This window comes from Prevotella histicola (assembly GCF_055385135.1).
The window spans coordinates 386,060-403,771 of sequence record NZ_AP043794.1; the positions used below are offsets into that span (position 1 = coordinate 386,060).

Annotated in this window: 17 protein-coding genes; 7 read left to right on the forward strand and 10 right to left on the reverse strand. The window is 44.3% G+C overall.

Translation table 11 applies throughout. The features are described 5' to 3' along the window. Positions 1 to 114: 114 nt before the first annotated feature. On the reverse strand, positions 115 to 744 hold the full coding sequence (locus ACZ48L_RS10365) for a hypothetical protein (protein ID WP_008446642.1): 630 nt from the start codon (positions 742 to 744) through the stop codon (positions 115 to 117). A gap of 190 nt (positions 745 to 934) precedes the next feature. On the opposite strand from ACZ48L_RS10365, the gene ACZ48L_RS10370 reads away from it, so the two are divergent. Continuing rightward, positions 935 to 1,690 (forward strand): response regulator transcription factor, encoded by a 756-nt coding sequence (locus tag ACZ48L_RS10370; protein WP_008446719.1) that lies wholly within the window; start codon positions 935 to 937, stop codon positions 1,688 to 1,690. Between the two features lie 9 nt (positions 1,691 to 1,699). On the opposite strand, the gene ACZ48L_RS10375 is transcribed toward ACZ48L_RS10370, so the two are convergent. From ACZ48L_RS10375 to ACZ48L_RS10385, 3 genes are all read right to left on the reverse strand, one after another. After that, the gene (locus tag ACZ48L_RS10375) at positions 1,700 to 2,449 is read right to left on the reverse strand and encodes a ThiF family adenylyltransferase (protein ID WP_008446518.1); all 750 of its coding nucleotides are present in this window, start codon (positions 2,447 to 2,449) and stop codon (positions 1,700 to 1,702) included. A 127-nt stretch (positions 2,450 to 2,576) separates the two neighbouring features. Further along, positions 2,577 to 2,867, reverse strand: coding sequence for a helix-turn-helix domain-containing protein (locus tag ACZ48L_RS10380; protein WP_009434701.1), 291 nt, complete (start codon positions 2,865 to 2,867; stop codon positions 2,577 to 2,579). A gap of 27 nt (positions 2,868 to 2,894) precedes the next feature. Further along, complete coding sequence (locus ACZ48L_RS10385; protein ID WP_007574553.1) at positions 2,895 to 3,182, reverse strand: helix-turn-helix domain-containing protein; 288 nt, start codon at positions 3,180 to 3,182, stop codon at positions 2,895 to 2,897. 431 nt (positions 3,183 to 3,613) lie between these two features. On the opposite strand from ACZ48L_RS10385, the gene ACZ48L_RS10390 reads away from it, so the two are divergent. From ACZ48L_RS10390 to ACZ48L_RS10415, 6 genes are all read left to right on the forward strand, one after another. Further along, on the forward strand, positions 3,614 to 4,879 hold the full coding sequence (locus ACZ48L_RS10390) for a virulence-associated E family protein (RefSeq protein ID WP_025792167.1): 1,266 nt from the start codon (positions 3,614 to 3,616) through the stop codon (positions 4,877 to 4,879). A gap of 182 nt (positions 4,880 to 5,061) precedes the next feature. Continuing rightward, the gene (locus ACZ48L_RS10395; protein WP_025792165.1) at positions 5,062 to 6,036 is read left to right on the forward strand and encodes a toprim domain-containing protein; all 975 of its coding nucleotides are present in this window, start codon (positions 5,062 to 5,064) and stop codon (positions 6,034 to 6,036) included. A 2-nt stretch (positions 6,037 to 6,038) separates the two neighbouring features. Beyond that, complete coding sequence (locus ACZ48L_RS10400; protein WP_025792163.1) at positions 6,039 to 6,473, forward strand: DUF3408 domain-containing protein; 435 nt, start codon at positions 6,039 to 6,041, stop codon at positions 6,471 to 6,473. A 338-nt stretch (positions 6,474 to 6,811) separates the two neighbouring features. Then, on the forward strand, positions 6,812 to 7,237 hold the full coding sequence (locus tag ACZ48L_RS10405; RefSeq protein WP_025792162.1) for a plasmid mobilization protein: 426 nt from the start codon (positions 6,812 to 6,814) through the stop codon (positions 7,235 to 7,237). Beyond that, positions 7,227 to 8,288, forward strand: a complete 1,062-nt coding sequence (locus ACZ48L_RS10410) for a relaxase/mobilization nuclease domain-containing protein (RefSeq protein WP_025792160.1) — start codon at positions 7,227 to 7,229, stop codon at positions 8,286 to 8,288. Before ACZ48L_RS10405 ends, ACZ48L_RS10410 begins: the two co-directional genes overlap by 11 nt. A gap of 84 nt (positions 8,289 to 8,372) precedes the next feature. Continuing rightward, on the forward strand, positions 8,373 to 8,654 hold the full coding sequence (locus ACZ48L_RS10415) for a hypothetical protein (RefSeq protein WP_023926014.1): 282 nt from the start codon (positions 8,373 to 8,375) through the stop codon (positions 8,652 to 8,654). A gap of 415 nt (positions 8,655 to 9,069) precedes the next feature. On the opposite strand, the gene ACZ48L_RS10420 is transcribed toward ACZ48L_RS10415, so the two are convergent. The 6 genes from ACZ48L_RS10420 to ACZ48L_RS10445 form a co-directional block, all read right to left on the reverse strand. Continuing rightward, entirely contained in the window at positions 9,070 to 10,389 is a 1,320-nt protein-coding gene (locus ACZ48L_RS10420; RefSeq protein ID WP_464722078.1) for a class I adenylate-forming enzyme family protein, read from the reverse strand. Next, positions 10,379 to 10,609 (reverse strand): phosphopantetheine-binding protein, encoded by a 231-nt coding sequence (locus tag ACZ48L_RS10425; RefSeq protein ID WP_008823870.1) that lies wholly within the window; start codon positions 10,607 to 10,609, stop codon positions 10,379 to 10,381. The genes ACZ48L_RS10420 and ACZ48L_RS10425 overlap by 11 nt, the downstream gene beginning before the upstream one ends. A gap of 9 nt (positions 10,610 to 10,618) precedes the next feature. Further along, positions 10,619 to 11,878 carry an alpha/beta hydrolase-fold protein gene (locus ACZ48L_RS10430; RefSeq protein WP_025792156.1) on the reverse strand — a complete coding sequence of 420 codons (1,260 nt, stop codon included), beginning with the start codon at positions 11,876 to 11,878 and terminating at the stop codon, positions 10,619 to 10,621. Between the two features lie 15 nt (positions 11,879 to 11,893). Continuing rightward, positions 11,894 to 15,418, reverse strand: a complete 3,525-nt coding sequence (locus ACZ48L_RS10435) for a 1-acyl-sn-glycerol-3-phosphate acyltransferase (RefSeq protein ID WP_025792154.1) — start codon at positions 15,416 to 15,418, stop codon at positions 11,894 to 11,896. A 2-nt stretch (positions 15,419 to 15,420) separates the two neighbouring features. Next, positions 15,421 to 16,545 (reverse strand): lysophospholipid acyltransferase family protein, encoded by a 1,125-nt coding sequence (locus ACZ48L_RS10440; RefSeq protein ID WP_025792153.1) that lies wholly within the window; start codon positions 16,543 to 16,545, stop codon positions 15,421 to 15,423. A gap of 245 nt (positions 16,546 to 16,790) precedes the next feature. Further along, positions 16,791 to 17,660: an alpha/beta hydrolase gene (locus tag ACZ48L_RS10445; protein ID WP_025792151.1), complete on the reverse strand. Its 870-nt coding sequence runs from the start codon at positions 17,658 to 17,660 to the stop codon at positions 16,791 to 16,793. Positions 17,661 to 17,712 lie beyond the last annotated feature (52 nt).

A 17,712-nucleotide genomic window follows, 5' to 3' on the forward strand; every position in this document is an offset into this window, starting at 1 on the left:
CCGACAACTTTTCTTGTCTTTCGATGTTGCAAATGTATTGGTTTCTCCAAATTATATCGTTACACTTTTGTGTAATTCTGAATTTGTTGTCTGAAATATTACACAAAAGTGTAATCATGCAGCCTTGCAAAGTTCACCATACTTTGAAAAGAACCCCATTATACCTCTCTTACTGGAACATACAGGAACAGTTTCCGATGTCAGGTAATCTATGGATTTCCCTATTTGACGTGTGCCAAATCCCAAGCCCTTCATTACTTTCAATAGTTTGCTGTCAATCTCTGCTATCATATAGCTGTACTTGTCCTCTACTATCGGTTTTACTGCCAATGCCATTAGCCGCTTGAACAATGTCAATGTGGATATTCCCGAATCCTTTGCAACGGCAAAGCGCCCGATATGCCAAAAACTATATTTACTTTCCCCGTGAATAGCATTCAGTGGATTTATTCCGTATATTTTTTCAATAGGAAGAGTCTTGTGTTTATCCCAATGGAAACTCCTGATGCAGCCAATTATATTCCCAAAGGCATCCCTTGCAATATAAATATGAGATTTGTTATCATACAGATATTCCTCTTCTTCAAGCACTGATTTGATATCTTCATTTACTTCTTTCTCTGTAAATGAAGATAAGTGATGGGAGTAATTTTCCTTGACCACAAACTGTGCTATTTCCAACAGACTCGTTTTGTCTGCCATGAAGATAGCGTAGTCCTTAAATGTTGCAATCTGTTTTTCCATAATGCTTTTTGTTTCTTGATTTATATGGCAAAAATACTTCTTATGCAAATATCACCTATTACACTTTTGTGTAAATCTTCATTTCTCTCTTTGTTTTTTACACTTTTGTGTAATCTTTTTGCGGTATTTCGCATTAAAAATGTACTTTTGTAGTGAAATATATCAGAGAATCTTAGCACGTTTAGCATATATGACAGACATAAAAGATTTCTTTATAGCATCGAACACCGTGCGTAATGCACCAGATTACGATTCAAATGTATTGTCAACATTGATTCATACAGTAGAGTCCTTTGCACGTGTAACCTATCAGAGCATTTATTTGATAGACTATTATAAGCAGGAGTTTCTTTATGTATCAGATAATCCTTTGTTTCTTTGTGGTCATACAGCAAAGGAGGTGAAGGAATTGGGGTATAGTTTTTATTTGAAATATGTACCAGAGGAAGAACTAAAAATGCTTGTTGAGCTGAATAAAAGTGGGTTTAAGTTCTTTGATACTTTCGACAATGTTGATAAATACCAATGTTCCATGTCATATCATTTTCATCTGAAGAGTGGAACAAAAAGTAAGTTGATTAATCACCAGCTTACTCCCATTCTATTGACAGATGAAGGCAAGATATGGATTGGTATGTGTGTCGTATCACTATCTTCACATAAAACAGTGGGACATGTAGAGTTTCACAAAAAGGGTAATCTTAACTATTGGAAATATTCTTTCGAAGGGCATCGGTGGAAAGAACGTGATGGAATATCACTCAAAGAAGAAGAACTTGAAGTGCTACGGTTATCAGCAGCAGGGCTTACCATGACGGAAATTGCGAACAGAATGTGCCGCTCGTTAGATTCTATCAAAACCTATAAACGCCACGCCTTTGACAAATTAGGCGTGACGAATATCACCGAAGCTATTTCAAGAGCTACCTTAAACAAACTCTTCTGAAAAAATAACTTACGGCAAAAGCGAAGAGAGATAGAATTTAGGAAAATAGTTCACAGGTTTTCCTGTAGCAAGATTGTACATTGCCGTTGTACACAAGCCTGCTGCAATCCATGATGCTATGGACAGTTGTGGAGGTGGAAGCATTTCGCTTTCCTTTTTATATTGGGTTACAATTTTGTCTAACCACTCTTTAGGTTGATTCCAAAAAGCCCCGTGTCCAGTAACATACTCAGCTACCTTTAATTCAAATCCCTTTGGCTCTTCAGTCAGTTCAGATAAAGAATGCCCCAATGGGTCTACAACCGTAACAAAGCCAGCCCAACCAAAGTTGTATGGGTGCAGTACTGGGATTTTTCTTTCTTTGCAAATTTCATCAAAGACGAATGGAGTTTTATCCTTAAAGTCCAATGCATTGATGGCTACATTATGCCCATTCAGCATCTCTTCGATGTTATCAGGGTTAAGGAACTCTGTATGGTAATCTATCTGTGCATCAGGATTGATGCTTAGCAAACGCTCAGCCAAGCACTCAGCCTTGTATCTGCCAATATCATTCTCTGTATAGTTCTGCCTGTTCAGGTTGCTTTGCTCTACCTTATCGCCATCAACAATGGTAATATGCTCGAAGCCAAACCGCAAGGCACATTCTGCCACAATGCTGCCGATACCTGCACCACCAAGGAATATCTTATAATCCTTTATCACACTTTGCTCTTTCTCACTCATATAGAGCCTGTTTCTGCTGTATCTTTCTTCCATAATGAAACAATTATTTTAGGCAAAAGTAGATGTAATAAAGCATATATACATTACACAAAAGTGTAATAATCAATCACATTGTTGATTATTTTAGATTTTATAACATATTCAGAAGAGAACATGTTTGCTACTCCTTATAGTTATCCTCCAACAACCTTTCCAAATCCGACTCCTTATAGAGTATCTTCCCTGCAAACTGAGTATAGGGGATAATTCCCCTATCCCGATAGTCCTGCAAGGTGCGAGGACTGATATACAGCCTCTCGCATACTTCTTTACCTGTGAGGAAATGTTCTCCACCAAACAGCGGTTTGTGGGTCTGTGCTACTTCCTTTATCCTTCTACTTACACTGCTGATAGCGGACAGCACCACCTGCATATCGTCAGCCTCCATGTTTAAGTCCCTTACCTGTTCCATCGTTCTCTTGTCTTATTTCTCGTTCTTTTATTTGTCTGTTTTTGATTTCTCCGATTTTGTCTGTAACAGCCATTCTACATCCTCACGCTTGTAGTAGCACTTATGCCCGATTTGGGCAAAGGGCAAGACACCCGTATCACGATAGTGCTGTAAGGTACGCTTGCTGATGTTGAGCAGCCTGCACACATCCCCGTTGTGCAGCCAATCGGTATGCCTGCTTTGTTCCCCGAATGCCTTGTGGCATGTCTCGGCAAGGCTGAGTATCTCGTTCCTCAGCTTTGCCCAGTTTGAATCCGTAATGATAAAATATCCCATAATTTTATTGTTGTTTTGTTTGTAATTCCTTTTTGTATTGCGCCTTAATGCACGTTTCTGTCTGCAAAAGTATGATGTGTTTGCCATACTTCAAAGCACGAGAGAGCAGCAAGGAAATACAGGGAAAAACAAGGAAAAGACAAAGGGATTGTCGCTCTCTTTCTTTGCCTCCATACTCCATTTTATCATATCCGTTTTATCTGACGCAATGCTATTCGGATTGGAGCAAATAAACACATTCCTTTCTTGCATCATTTCTATACTTGTCCTCTTGTTTGGGGCTTAAATCCATGCTTTCCGACAGTTTCCTACCTGAAATCCGTGAGAAATTCATTGCCAATGTGCGCAACATTATGCAAGCACTCTCCGAATGCTTGGCACTTTCCTGTTCTCTTCATAACTTCACTCTTTGAAACCAAACCAATCATATAATGAAGAAGAATGCAGATAAAGGCAAATCTGAGGGCGGAAACAGCGAATTTCATACAAGAAGGAAGTTTTCCAAGAACTCGGAGATAGAAGCCTATCTCTCCTCTCGCTATGAGTTCAGATACAACACGGTATTGGGACGAACCGAATACCGCAGAATGAATAGCAGCGATTTCACAAAGGTGGGGCGCTATGAAATCAACACGCTCCGCAGGGAACTTGACAACGATGTGGGGATTATCACATCTTCCGACAACCTCTATTCAATTATCGAGAGCAGCTTCTCTCCACGTATCAATCCCATACAGGAGTATTTCAAGGGATTGCCATTGGTGGATGTAAGCAGTAGTTCTCCCTTTTCATTGAAAGCGATTCCCGATTTGGCAAGCTGCGTTGTTGTCCGTAATTCTAACAAATGGTTGCCGTATCTTACCAAATGGCTTGTGGCGGTGGTCGCCAATGCGATGGACGACCGTGAGTGCCGTAATCATACCTGCCTTGTGTTGACAGGTGAGCAGGGCAAGTTCAAAACTACATTCTTGGATTTGCTCTGTCCCCCAGCACTGCACGGTTACAGTTACACAGGAAAAATATATCCGCAGGAGAAAGACACACTCACCTATATAGGACAGAACCTCATAGTAAACATCGACGACCAACTCAAAGCTCTAAATAAACGTGATGAGAATGAGCTGAAGAACCTCATTACCTGCCCGATGGTCAAATACCGTATGCCCTACGACAAGTATGTGGAGGAACATCCCCACTTGGCAAGTTTCGTTGCATCGGTGAACGGCAATGATTTTCTTACAGACCCTACAGGAAGCAGACGCTTCCTGCCCTTTGAAGTTCTTTCCATAGACATAGAGAAAGCCAAGCGTATTTCAATGGACAATGTCTATGCTGAAGCCAAAGCCCTGTTAAAGTCAGGTTTTCGCTATTGGTTTGATGATGATGAGATTGCCGAACTATACAGAGAGAGTGAGGACTTTCAAGTACAGACTGCAGAGATGGAGCTTTTGTTGCGTTGTTTTGAAAAGCCAACGGAGGATGAAAGTTATTCGTTAATGACCACTACGGAGATACTCACTTATTTGGGCGTTTATACTCACCAACCACTTGTTGCCAAGCGTATGGGCGAAGCCTTGAAGAAAGCAGGATACATAAAGGTGAGCAAACGAAGAAACGGTAGTAGCCCCATCTATGTCTACAAGATTAGGAAAATCTTGCCATGCCCGCTCCTTCAAACTTGTAGTAGCCAAATGTAGTAGAATGTGTAGTATTGTCTTATACTACAAAGTAATACTGATTATCAATCACTTATCACAAAATAGTATGTAGTAAGAAGAAAGATGAAAAAGTTTGGAGGGGGAAAACTTTGGAAAAGGTAAAACCCCAAAAACAGATAAACATAAATAATTATCATTCAACCCATTAAAGTATTAAAACAATGAAAGAAGAAGATTTATCACGTATCAAGCGATACCCCATCGTGAAGTATCTTGAAAGGAAAGGCATCAAGCCTGTACGTAGGACACCTTCCTATGCGCTGTACCGCTCACCGCTCAGGGAGGAAACGCATCCGAGTTTTAAGGTGGACACTGAGAAGAACCTTTGGATAGATTATGGCGAAGGCAGGGGCGGAAGCATAATCGACCTCTGTATGCGTATGGAGGGATGCACGCTATCGGAAGCCATCCGTCGTTTGGGGCAGAACGCTCCCGATAATAGCACATATAGTTCTCTTAATGACTTCGTGTCAAATAATTCCCAACCTGTAATGGCTGTAAATGGAGCAAGGAGACTGATAGAAATATCAGACACCCTACCACCACATTTTCAGGAGTACCTTACAAAGGTGCGTTGCATCAACTTGGAAAAGGCTATGCCTTTCCTCAAATGTATCAGCTATGAGGTAAGGGGTAGGCACTACCAAGCCATTGGCTTTGCCAATCTCTCTGGCGGCTATGAGCTTCGGGACGACAAGACGTTCAAGGGAACGATAGCTCCGAAGGACATTACTCCGATATTCACGGATAGAGCGGAGCCAGTATGTATCTTTGAAGGCTTCATGGACTTCCTATCCTTCCTTTCGATGAAAGAAGAGATTACCAACCACTGCTTTGTGATGAACTCCGTGAGCAACGTGGCAAGGACTATCCGTTATTTGAATGACCGACACCTCACCCATATCCGTGCCTTCCTTGACAATGACGAAGCAGGACGGAGGACTGTTCAAGATTTCATAAAGGCAGGCTTCCATGTTGAGGATATGAACATACATTACAAAGACTTCAAGGATCTCAACGAATATCATGTCAGCCGTGTCCGTGAGCAGCAGAAACGGAAAGCGCAGAAACAGACACACATATCAATTACAGGACAAAACAAGAAATCAAAACAAGTCAAACTTAAAATGAAATAGAAATGGAAATGGAAACTATGATGAGCGACAAAGACCTTTCATGGTTCTTGGGTGTGGAAGATGAAACAGAGAACGAATCTACTTCACAAGAAGCGACTGCGGTCCCTGAAAGAGAAAGCCCAACAAACAAGCAGGATACAGAGAATACCATGCACTCCGAGCCTGCACGGAATGCTGAGAACGTAACCATTCAGAAACGCATCAGTGCCAAGATGAGAAAGAAAACACTTGAAGCCTACAAGCAAGCCTATCTTGTGCCGACCAAGTTAAACAACCGTAAGGCAGTCTATCTGAGTAGGGAAACACAGGAGCGTGCCGACTTCATTGTGCGTAGATTAGGCGACAGGGGCAGCAACCTTTCAAGCTTCGTTGAGAACATCGTTCGTCAGCATCTGGAGGAATATGGTGAGGACATAGAGAAATGGAGAAGACTGTAAGCCGTAAGAAAAGGTAGACGGTTTTCTGGAAAAAGGTCTACCCTTTCTTCAAAATAGGTCTACCTTTTCTTCTTCGGTTTAGTTCTCTGTGAGAATGCCACGAATGCAGTTAGTCATAGAATGCACGGCATTCGTTTTTAAGCTATAAAACGTTTTAAGCGTAAATGGTTTGTTCGGTAGCATTGCAAGACGTCAGTTTGTACCCACAAACTGCACCCAGCTCCCCTCGTTAGATTGTCGGGGAGATAAGACCGTAATCACTCCGTTCTCATCGGTTAGTATTCAAGAATTAAGAGACAATGAATCATCTATAATGATTAACTTTCAAAGAAACTTATATGAACAGATATAATAAAAAGATTGCCAAATGGCAGCAACAGAATAAGGAAGAGCAGAAGATGAATAAGACAGAGTTCATCAAGGTAAGATGCACCTTAGAGGAAAAGCAACGTATCAAGTCAAAGGCGGAAAGTGCGGGGCGTAAGTTCTCCGATTATTGTCGGGAAATACTCCTTAACGGAGAAGTGGCAGCCGTTCCTAAGATGACCGACAATGAAAGGGAAGCCATTACCATTCTCCAGCATACAGGAAGGTTCTATGGGCAGATTTCCAATCTCATCAAGGTCAAGGATGAAAGGTGGGTACATATCACAAAGAACCTTTCACTATGTGCCAAAGAGGCATTTAAGCGGTTTTACGACCCTCATTTTCGTGTGGATGATGAGATATATAAGGTCTTAAATATGAAGAGAGATGATAGGTAAATGCAAGGCGATAGCGCATGGTAGCACGGCTTTGGACTATATATTTAGGGAAGGCAAACTCGGCAGTCGGCTTGCCTTCCACAACCTTTGCAGCAGGGAGCCAAAGACTATCTACGAGGAAATGAAAGTGGTCAGCGACTATAACAACCGTTGCAGGAACAAGTTTCTCCGCATCGAAATAGGCATCGCACCGCAGGACGAGAAAAGACTGCCTGTATCCGAGCTTATGGGAATAGCTCATCTGTTTGCCAAGCGAATGGGACTTGACAACCACCAATGGGTAGCGGTAACGCACAAGGACACCGACAACAGGCATATCCATATCATTGCCAACCGCATCAGTCTGTACGGAGAGGTCTATGATACCACCTTTGTGAGCAACAAGGCAGCAAAAGTGGCGGAGGAAATAAGCAGAGAGAAAAACTTGACTATCGCAAAGGAGGTCAAGGCGGAGAAGAAATACCAAAAGTCAAAAGCCAATCTAACGAGAGAACAGACAAAGCAGCAGGTGCAGAAGATTTGTTATGCCTTGCTTGAGAAGTATAAAGATACAGGTATCACGGGGCATTCCATGTTCCTTTACGAGTTGAACAAGAACAGCATCACCATTGAGCGCATGAAGAACAAGCAGGGCAAGGTCTATGGTTTGAAGTTCTCATTTGGCGGACAATCTTTCAAGGCATCGGAAGTGGGCAGGGAGTTTGGCTACCATTCCTTGCAAAAGAATTTCGAGGCAAGTCAGAAAGCCGAGACGAATGTATCTGCCCAAGTAATACGCAAATCGTCAGAGCATACAGATACTAAGGATGCTGGCTATCAACTCGTACCCCCAAGACTTTCATACAGCCCACGAGCAACGGAGGATACTCCACAAATCGCACAGGCTATAAGAGCGGTGGCAGATACAGCTATCAGCGCAGCCGATGAATTGGTGGAGGGAGTAGGTGGAATGATTACGCCAATGACACATGGCGAGGACTATGCCGAGACCGCATGGCAACGTAAGCTCAGATACCAAGCCAATAGGAAAAAGAAAGGACGAAGGCTGTAGAAAATTTGAATAGCAATACTTTCATTGTTGGCACATTATTTGCTAGTTGACAATAAGAATTTATTAACTATTAATACAAACAATATGGAAAGAACATACAATGTGCTGTTAACCTACGATATAGATAGCAGACATACCGAAGTTAGGAATACATTAATTGAAGAGTATGGTTTTAAGGATATAATCATAGGTAATAATGGTACGAGGTGTTATTTGCCGAATACCACATTACTAAAGAGAAATACCACCAAGGAGGATGTCCATAATATAATAAAGAACGTATGTAAGATGCTTAATGCAAATCTAAAAAGGACTATTTCCTCAGAATGTTCAAACTGGATAGCATTACAAGGCGAAAAGTTTTAGATTTGTAAGTAGAAACTATAAGTCCAACCACTTGTTTCATTCAAGCTGGTAAAATTATGTGTGTTTTTCATCAAGAACGCTTGTTATTCGGTAACAAAGTATTATCTTTGCAGATAGAATAACAAGCGTTCTTTGTTAGGTAGAAAACAGCAACTTGAAGTAGCTCGCTCGTTTCCAAATCGTTACCTGTTTAGTTATACCAACAAGGTAACTTCTTTATTTTCAATTAGATACAATTTTATAATTAATTACTATGCCATTTGTAACTGTTTGATTATCTATAGGTTACAAAGACGCTTTTTATCTGTTTTCGTTTGTCATGCCATCATAGCCCTCAAAAAACTGTAAAGTTATTTCTGAACTAAACATTCCTTATCATCTTATGATAGAAAGGAGGACTGACGGGCAACTGTTCTTACACCTTTTTCGATGCAGTGACATACGACTTACGGTCTATCTTCCCATTAAAGGTACGGCGGATAACCGTGGACTCTTCATAGAGAAGTGGCACTTTATAGGCTTCAAGTTTCTCTTTAAGGAACAGAATCAACTGTTTCTTATCGTAATCAGCATGTGGTACGACTATCAACTTCACCACTATACCCATCACTGGGTGCTCAGCTGGAATGCAGATACAGTCTTTCACACCGTGGAAAGCCAACGCCACATCCTCCACTTCAGACGGTGCGACCTTGTATCCGCCCACATTGATGGTGTCATCGCCCCTACCCTGGAGGCGCAAACGCCCTTCATCATCAATGAAACCCAAGTCGGCTGTCGTCACAACACCGTTTTGCAGCACACGCCGCGTAGCCTCTTCGTCCTCCCAATAGCCAGTCATCAGCGTCAATCCCTTGCAGGCAACGTGCCCATCGGACGTAATGAAGAACTGAGAATGGCGCATAGCCCGTCCCACACAACCAGCAAGACACTCGCCATCGTTGAAGTTATACGTAGAGATAATACCCGTTTCCGTCGAGGCATAGGTGTTGAACAGTCTACTCATAGGTAGCAACTCACAGAATTTCCGCATATCCGAGGCAGCCATTGGTGCTGCTCCCGTCTCAATGAAGTCCACCTTCTGGGCAACCTTCTGTAGCTCCTTAGCCCACAGAGTGATGAGCATTCGGATGGCAGCAGGGACAAGGAACGTTGCAATCTTCCCCTCCGTACGGTCTATAACATCGAAGAATGCTTTGATATCCTTCATTCCGTCGATGATATGGATGGTTCCTCCGACGTAAATCGTTGGGTAAACCTTCGACAAACTACCGATATGATTCAGCGGACCATTGATGATAAACGTCACATCAGAGCTGAATCCCTGTGAGAAAACAAGGTTCTCGGCGTTCGCCCATATCGTCTGATGACTGATCATCACCGCCTTGGCATTGCCCGTAGTACCCGTAGTAAAGAGGATATCAGCCACCCCTTCAGGTGCAGAACCCCGTGAAAGACGTGCTGAATATTCGTCCAGCTTACCCTTCGGAAGGTCCTTATGCAGCGGAACAGCCACTGCTCCAGCCACGTGAACGGCAAAATATGCAATGAGAAAGTCGGCTGTTGACGTAGCAACGAGGGGCATCAATCGCCCCTTCATATCCCCCATAGCATCCACTTTCGCCATCACTGCCTGCCACAGTTGCCCATAGGTATAAGCCTCATCACCACAGATAAGTGCCGTCTTATGGGGTTGTTGCTCAGCGTTCTGCCGCAGTTTATCCTCAATCTGCATCCTTACCGAGTTTTGTTTTTACGAGTTCCACCAGACTATCAAGCGACTTGAAGTTCTTTGGTGTCACATCTTTACGGTCCAATTCAATACCATACATGTCAGAAAGTGTCATCAGAATCGTTGTGATTCCAAGCGAATCAAGCTCCTGAAACAGGAAATCTGAATCGAAATCTACGATTGGCAACACCTCTTCTAATCTCTTACGAATCTCTTCTTTCATATCTTTTACTTACTTATTCTTGAACAAACGAGGGAGAAAATTCAGCAGATAACGGCGCCAGTTCTCCCATGTATGACCGCCAGAGGTCTCATTATACATATAGATACAGCCCATTCGTGACAGTCTGGAACGGTATTTATCAACAAAAGGCTTCAACGGATCACTCTTACCAATGGCTATATAATAGAGTGCTGGAGGGTTCTGGAACTCCCGTTGCAGCTTCTTGTCGAGGTTCTTATACATGTCAACATCCGTCAGAAGAGGCCTTTTCTCGTCGTATCTCTGCTGCCATTGCGACGGCATATTAGCCATAAACTTATCCAATCCACGTGTGAATCTGTCCAACGACTTGATGTTTCCGTTGGTAAGGAAGCTCACTGACTGCGGAGAGAAGAGCCCAACGTAATCGAAAAGGTCGGGATTGTTCGCCGTAATGGCTATCGTGTGCAGTCCACCCATCGACAGTCCGGCTATTGCTCGGTGCTTTTTGTCGTTCAAAGTACGGAACTGATGCTCAATAAAGGGCATCACCTCCACTGGGAAAGCCCGTTCTGTACGTCCCAACCATGAGGAGACATTCACGTGCAGAGCCTTTGTTTTCATGTAAGGACTGTGCCCTGGAGCCGCGTCCTGTTCGGCTATTCCGTTCGGCATGACGACAATCATCGGCACAGTCTTGCGTTGAGCAATCATGTTATCCATGATTTGTGCCAGTCTGCCCATGCCCAACCACGCCAGTTCATCACCTCCTGTACCATGCAGAAGATACAGAACCGGATAACGTTTCTGTGGATTCTGCTTGTATTCAGCAGGCAGATACACCGACAAACGGCGCTGTTTCATGTTCTTATCAAACTCCGAATGATACCACAACTGCTGTACCGTACCATGCGGAACATTGTTATCCATGTAGTAAGAACCAGGATATCCACCCACAACAAAGTAACTCAACGAGTCGTCAATGTCGCATACCACGTTCGAATTCAGGGGGTCTGTAACCATCTTCTTACCACCTATTGCAAAACGATAGGTGTACATCTCCGACGGGAGAGGTGCTGTCCTATAAACCCATGCACCGTCTTTTCCCACCATAGACATAGGCTTTGGGAACGAACCTTCTATCGTTACGTGCTTCACTTGCTTGTTAACGTAACGGAAAGTAACCGTCCTGTCACCGTCCACAAACGGCATACGTTTGTTTGAAACCGTCTGTGCTGACGTCACAAGGGCGGCAAATGAAAGGATGAATGTACATAAAATCTGTTTCATATCACCTGTGTTTTATCATAAACTTATAATCTTTATCCCTGCTTTCTCTGCCTCTTTCATGTCCACATGGTCCGTAACCTGAAGGTTATCGGCTATCCCCTTGGCACAATAAGTGAGCAGAGCACGCTTGCTTTCATCCTCTTCCAGCACCGTGACCAGCGTTGATGGATGCACCAAAGCATAGAGAAGTGCAAACTCACCATGGTCGTTGTTCTTTATCAAGACGGCAGAAAGGCTCTCGGATGTGTCTATCCAACGTGTGAAACAGTCGTTCCGTTTGATGTTCTTATGCACCGAACGATAGATTTCCACACCCTTATAGCAATACCGATCCTCAACAAGTGGAGCGAAATAAGCTGCCGTTTCAATCTCACGTGCCAGTCTTTCATACTCCTTTTTATAGAAAGCATGCACACGGGAGGTCATCTCTGAATAAGTGGTATGCCCATCCTGGCGCACCCGTTCATAGCCTTTCACCGTGATAGAGCCCGTGAAAACCTGGGAACTATTGCGTGGTAGAACCACGTTAAGCCCATGAATGATGAGCGGTTGGATGTCAAGTCCATAACGTTCAGCCAACAGGAACGCCCCTTTATGGAACCTACTGATGGTTGAACGGTCGTTACGTTTACCCTCAGGGAACACCACCAGATTGTAACCGTGGACTATGTAGTCCTTGATAAGTGCATCATTGATGGCGTTTTTATCGTCTAACGTAATGAAACCGTTCCACTGATAGATCTTTCGGATGACCCTATTACGACTCACTTTACTGTTAGAGACGAGGATAGTCTTCGGACTTAACGCCATGAAGACAGCCGAATCGAGCATGGACTGATGGTTACAAACGATGATGGAAGCCGTACCGAAGGTCTCTTTTGTTATCCCTTCAACACGGAATCTGACGCCTGGGATGTGGCGTAAGTCGAACAAGAACAATCGCTGTTGGTATCTTCTGAACCATAGTCGGCGCTTCTCCGACTGCGGCAAAAGCCCAAAGAGGATGAATCCCAACACGTAAACCGTTATCAACTGACTAAAGAATACGACAGCACAATAGCCCATCACAACAAGATTCTTTAGTCTTAGGGGTCGGCGTCTGTATGCTCCTCGTGTCTTAACAAGGATGTTGAAGATCAGTGGAGGGAAGATATAAGCCATCAAAACAACGGAGAACATACCCGCAATGGTCACCTCTGCCAGTGAATGGAGTGCTGGATGACGTGCTATGATAAGCGTTCCGATACCGATAAACATTATCAATGCCGAGATAATTATCGAGTGTTTATACGATGCAAGCATCTTTCTTCGATACGCATACTCGTACATTGATCCTTCAGTCATGAAGATAGTATAGTCGTCACCCTGCCCAAATATGAACGTGGCAAGGATGATATTGACAATATTAAACTGCATTCCACACAGTGACATGATACCTAATATCCACAACCAGCTCACTGCCATAGGCACGAAAGAGAGTAAAGCCAGCTCCAGATTACCAAAGGAAAGCCACAAGAAGAGGAACACTATCAGTCCACAAGCAAAGCCAATGTAATTGAAATCACTGGAAAGATGATTGGCAATGGCACTGTTCATGCTCGTAATATCAAAGCTAAAACAGTCCTTATCAGCCAGTTTCGCCTTCACTTGTGGCATATCTTTGTCCTTAACAGAGAGCACATTGACGATGTTATACCGTCCTTCCGCCTTGTCAACACTGATGTTTCCAGCGAAAAGGGTCGTTGTCAGCGGAGCAAAATATGCTGGTTGCTGTGGCTGATAACGTTTGTTGAGCAGTGAATAGTAGTCATTGAAGCTGTCAGGAGCAAAGCCTTCCGCCTGCATGGCAGCCCGAAGTGCCGTCGTCAGTTCGCTCTTGTGGCGTTCAATAAAGCGCTCCCACAGTCCCAAACGGCGCTTCTGTTCAGCCTTCGACACGACAAACTGACTACAGGAAGAGTAGTCATGCACCACCTTTTCACGTACCAATCGGTCCAAAGAAGGCTGCAAACGCTGGCTCTTCTCCAATGCTCCGTCCATCGTAGAGTCACTTGTTACGGTATAAACCTTCTGATATCCACCGTTCACTGTCATCATTTTCTGGAAGTAAGCCATGTCTTCTTTCTGCTCATCGGTCATGTAATTGATGTTAGACATGTTCGCATCAAACCGTGTTTGGAAGCTGAAATAACCGAAGATCAGCGTCAAAACGACGACAATAGCCACAAATACGGGCTTATTCTCCAATGAGACATCACTCAAACGGTCGAGGAAGGTGTGCTTAACCTCCTTTGTTTCCTTCGTGATATGCGGCAGATAAACCAGAACAAAGACGATTGTACCCACCAAAAGGAAGGAGCTGAAGAGCCCTAAGTCCCTTAATGCCACCGACTGTAACGGCACAAGGGCAAGGAAAGCACCAACGGTTGTGACGTTACCCACCAACAACGGCATGACAATCTCACGCAATGCGCGCTTCTTATCAGGTGTGTGACTGAGGTGAGCAATGAAGTGTAGCGGATAATTGACGGCTATACCGAGTATAACAGAGCTGATTCCGATGACGATTATAGACACACTGTCATGGAACAAAGCCAACCCTCCCATGGCGAAGAGCCATCCCCAGGCAATGGAAAGGACGATGAGTGAGATGTTCCGAACGCTACGTAACGTGAAAAGCAACAGTGCCATGATAAGCGTTACGGCAATGATTACCGAGAGGATACTGTCCGATTTTATCTGGGAAGCATTCCCAACGGCTATCACCGGACCGCCAATAATATGTACATCAAGGTTCTTTGCATGTGATAGTGCCCGTTTTCCACATCCTTGCAGCATGTTAATCAGCTGCGTATTGTTCTCCGTTTCGCTTGCACCATAGGGTGAATCAATCATCACAATGGCACGTTGCATATCAGGAGAGAAGATGTGTCCGTCATAAAGTTCATACTTCAAACCCGTGTCCGAACGCTGAAGTTTCTGCACAACAGGCGTAAAGAGGTTCAGTGGGTCACGCTGTATGTTGTCCGAAAGGATGTCACCAGCAGGGAACATCAGCATCTGCTTGTCTTGCTGAAGCTGCTTTTCAACGTATCCGGGACTACGAAGAGCACTGTCCATACGGGCATAATCATGCTCAGTAAGGAAGTATGGGATGTTCTGATAGACGAAGTTCGTCACGGAAGTCATCTTCTCCAAGTCCACTTGTGACGTCATGTTCTGCACGATATGCGCCGTATCAGCCCGTTGAACCTCATCAACAAAGGCGTCAACAGCCGTTACCATGGCGTCAGCATCCCTCTTTGTCGTGTCCCGATACTGGAAAACGGCAAAGATTTTATTTGCTCCTGATATGTCCTGATACACCTTCAGCGCATTATGATGGTTGCTATCCACGGGTAGAAAGTCGGCAATATCCTCCTTATAGCCCAACCGTAGCACTGAAACAGTCAGCAACAGCGTAACAACGACGAACGAAACCAACCCCACAAGGCGGTGTTGTCGCAGATAATCATATAGCTTCAGTATTGTTTCTGTCATCCTTATTTATTGTTTACCGGGTTCGAATAAATCCCCAGGAATATGTCTTTGAGCTTGTCAACGTCGCAGGTGTCATACTGTTCCAGCGTCTGCAGACGTTTTAGGAACGCTTCTTTCTCTGCCACGGTGTAGCAGTGTTTGTACTTTGTTGTACCGTATCGCAGGTCATAGGCTATGTAATTGTTTGGATAAAGCCTATAAGCAGCACGGATACGACGGTCTATCAGGCGTGCCACCTGCTTGTGATAATCGTTATTTGTCAGTCCATCAAACTTTGAAAGTTCGGCATAAGAGAGGGGTTCACATAGTTCAAAGTGCACGCGTCCCTTCTCTTGTACGATGCCTGTGAGGATGCTGTTGAGGTCTTCCCCAGGCTTTTTGGTGTATTTAGAGAACTGTGATTCATAGAGTTCGAGCGTCTTAAGCACGTCACAAGGCTCCCACTCGTAAGACACAGCAATGGGAACGATGTGCAAATCATCAATGGCTTTGATCTTATCTTCGGCACATGACATGCAGAACATCTTGATAATACCCTGGTCAGTGACGTCGTTACCATCCTTCGTCCTACCGTTTCGCTGAGCAATCCATGCCGATTCGCCTTTCTCAGTGATGACATAACGAATGTAATCAGACAGATGTCGGGAGCTACGATAGAAGTCTTTGATGTTGTTTCCAGGCCGTTCCACCTTGAACATCTTGTTACATTTACCGATATCTATCACCAATTGATTAATCATCAGGTTGGCTCCGAAGGTTATTTCAGTTGTTTCAAAGTCCTGCGTAACGAAGTAATACTGCAGCAAACTGGAGTCTAACATGATGTCACGATGGTTAGATACGAAGAGATAGTGCGTCTCTCGACTCAGTTTGTCAAGCCCCGAACAGGTAAACTTCTTAATACTGTGCTCTATGACCCGCTCATTGACCATGCGCATCGTCTCCGTTTGGAAGTCACGCACGGTCTTGTAGTCTGCTATACGCTTGCGAACCGCCTCCAAAGGCTCGTCCGGATAGACGTAAGAGGCAAGGAGTGGGAAGGAAGAACTATTGGCTATGCGCACCATAGCAGCCGGAATCTCCTCTGCATTGTACGGTCGGATGTCATCAAACTGTGTCTTCTCCATTGCTGTATATATCTTTAATTGTTCTTTAAAAGGTTGTCTCTCTTATGTGTTCCATACTCTGAAACAAGCTGTTCTGCGCCCTTGTAACTGTCCTTGTCACGTCTTTTGCAATGCGTTCTCTGCCTTTTCGGAAAATTACAAGCGGCTTGTAATACTTCTACAAGGCGTCTGTAATACTATTACAAGGCGTCTGTAATCTTATTACAAAGGCTTTGTAATTTCTTGTATTACGGCAGATGACACTGTCAACGACGCTTCTCCAGTCTGCGAAACCACATCATGAACGCCTCTTTCCACTGTCGGCACTCTGCCGTTCCCTTATGGTTGGAAGCTCCAAAGCCGTGTCCTCCTGTCTTATATTGTATGTAACGATGGGGCACATGCTGTCGGGTGAGTGCCGAATCGAGCAGTTCTGAATTGTGATAGTGCACGATGGGGTCGTCTTTACAGTTGACTAAGAACACCGGCGGACAGTCCTTCGGCACATGACGCTCCAAGGATAGTGAATCGCGCAACTGCTTATTGCGCAACCGACTGTCGCCCAACAGAGCACGACGGGAACGCTTATGGACACAAGGTTCAACCATTGTGACGACGGGATAGACGGGAACAACGAACCACGGGCGCTGCTCTCGGGGTAACAACTCAGCTGCCGACATCACCAGATGACCACCAGCCGAGAAGCCCATTGCTGCCACACGTGAGGCATCAATGCCCATTTCCTGAGCATGTGCCTTGACATATTGCATCGCACGTTGCAGGTCATTGAGTGCATCAGGGTACCGATTGCCACGGAAGACATAACGATAAGGAGTCATGAAAGCCCCTACTCCTGCCGTCCGATAGTGCAGAACGAAAGCCGAGATACCATTGCGTTGCAGCCATTCGCCCACATCCTTGCCCTCAGCACCCATGTCATGCCACAGATAACTACCACCCGGACAAACAATAACGGCAACATTCCCCTTGCCTTTTGCCAAGTATGGCGTCATCATAACAGTCTTTCCAACCGCCGTTCCTTGCCATATATTAATCCGTTGTGGCTTCTCCTTCTGTGCAAAAGTGCAGAGAGAGAAGAGCAATGCCACCAGGATAAGCGTATAATATCTCTTCATTTCAAACTTTGTTTTGTGGAGTTGACGAGTTGATAGGTAGATGAGTTGACAA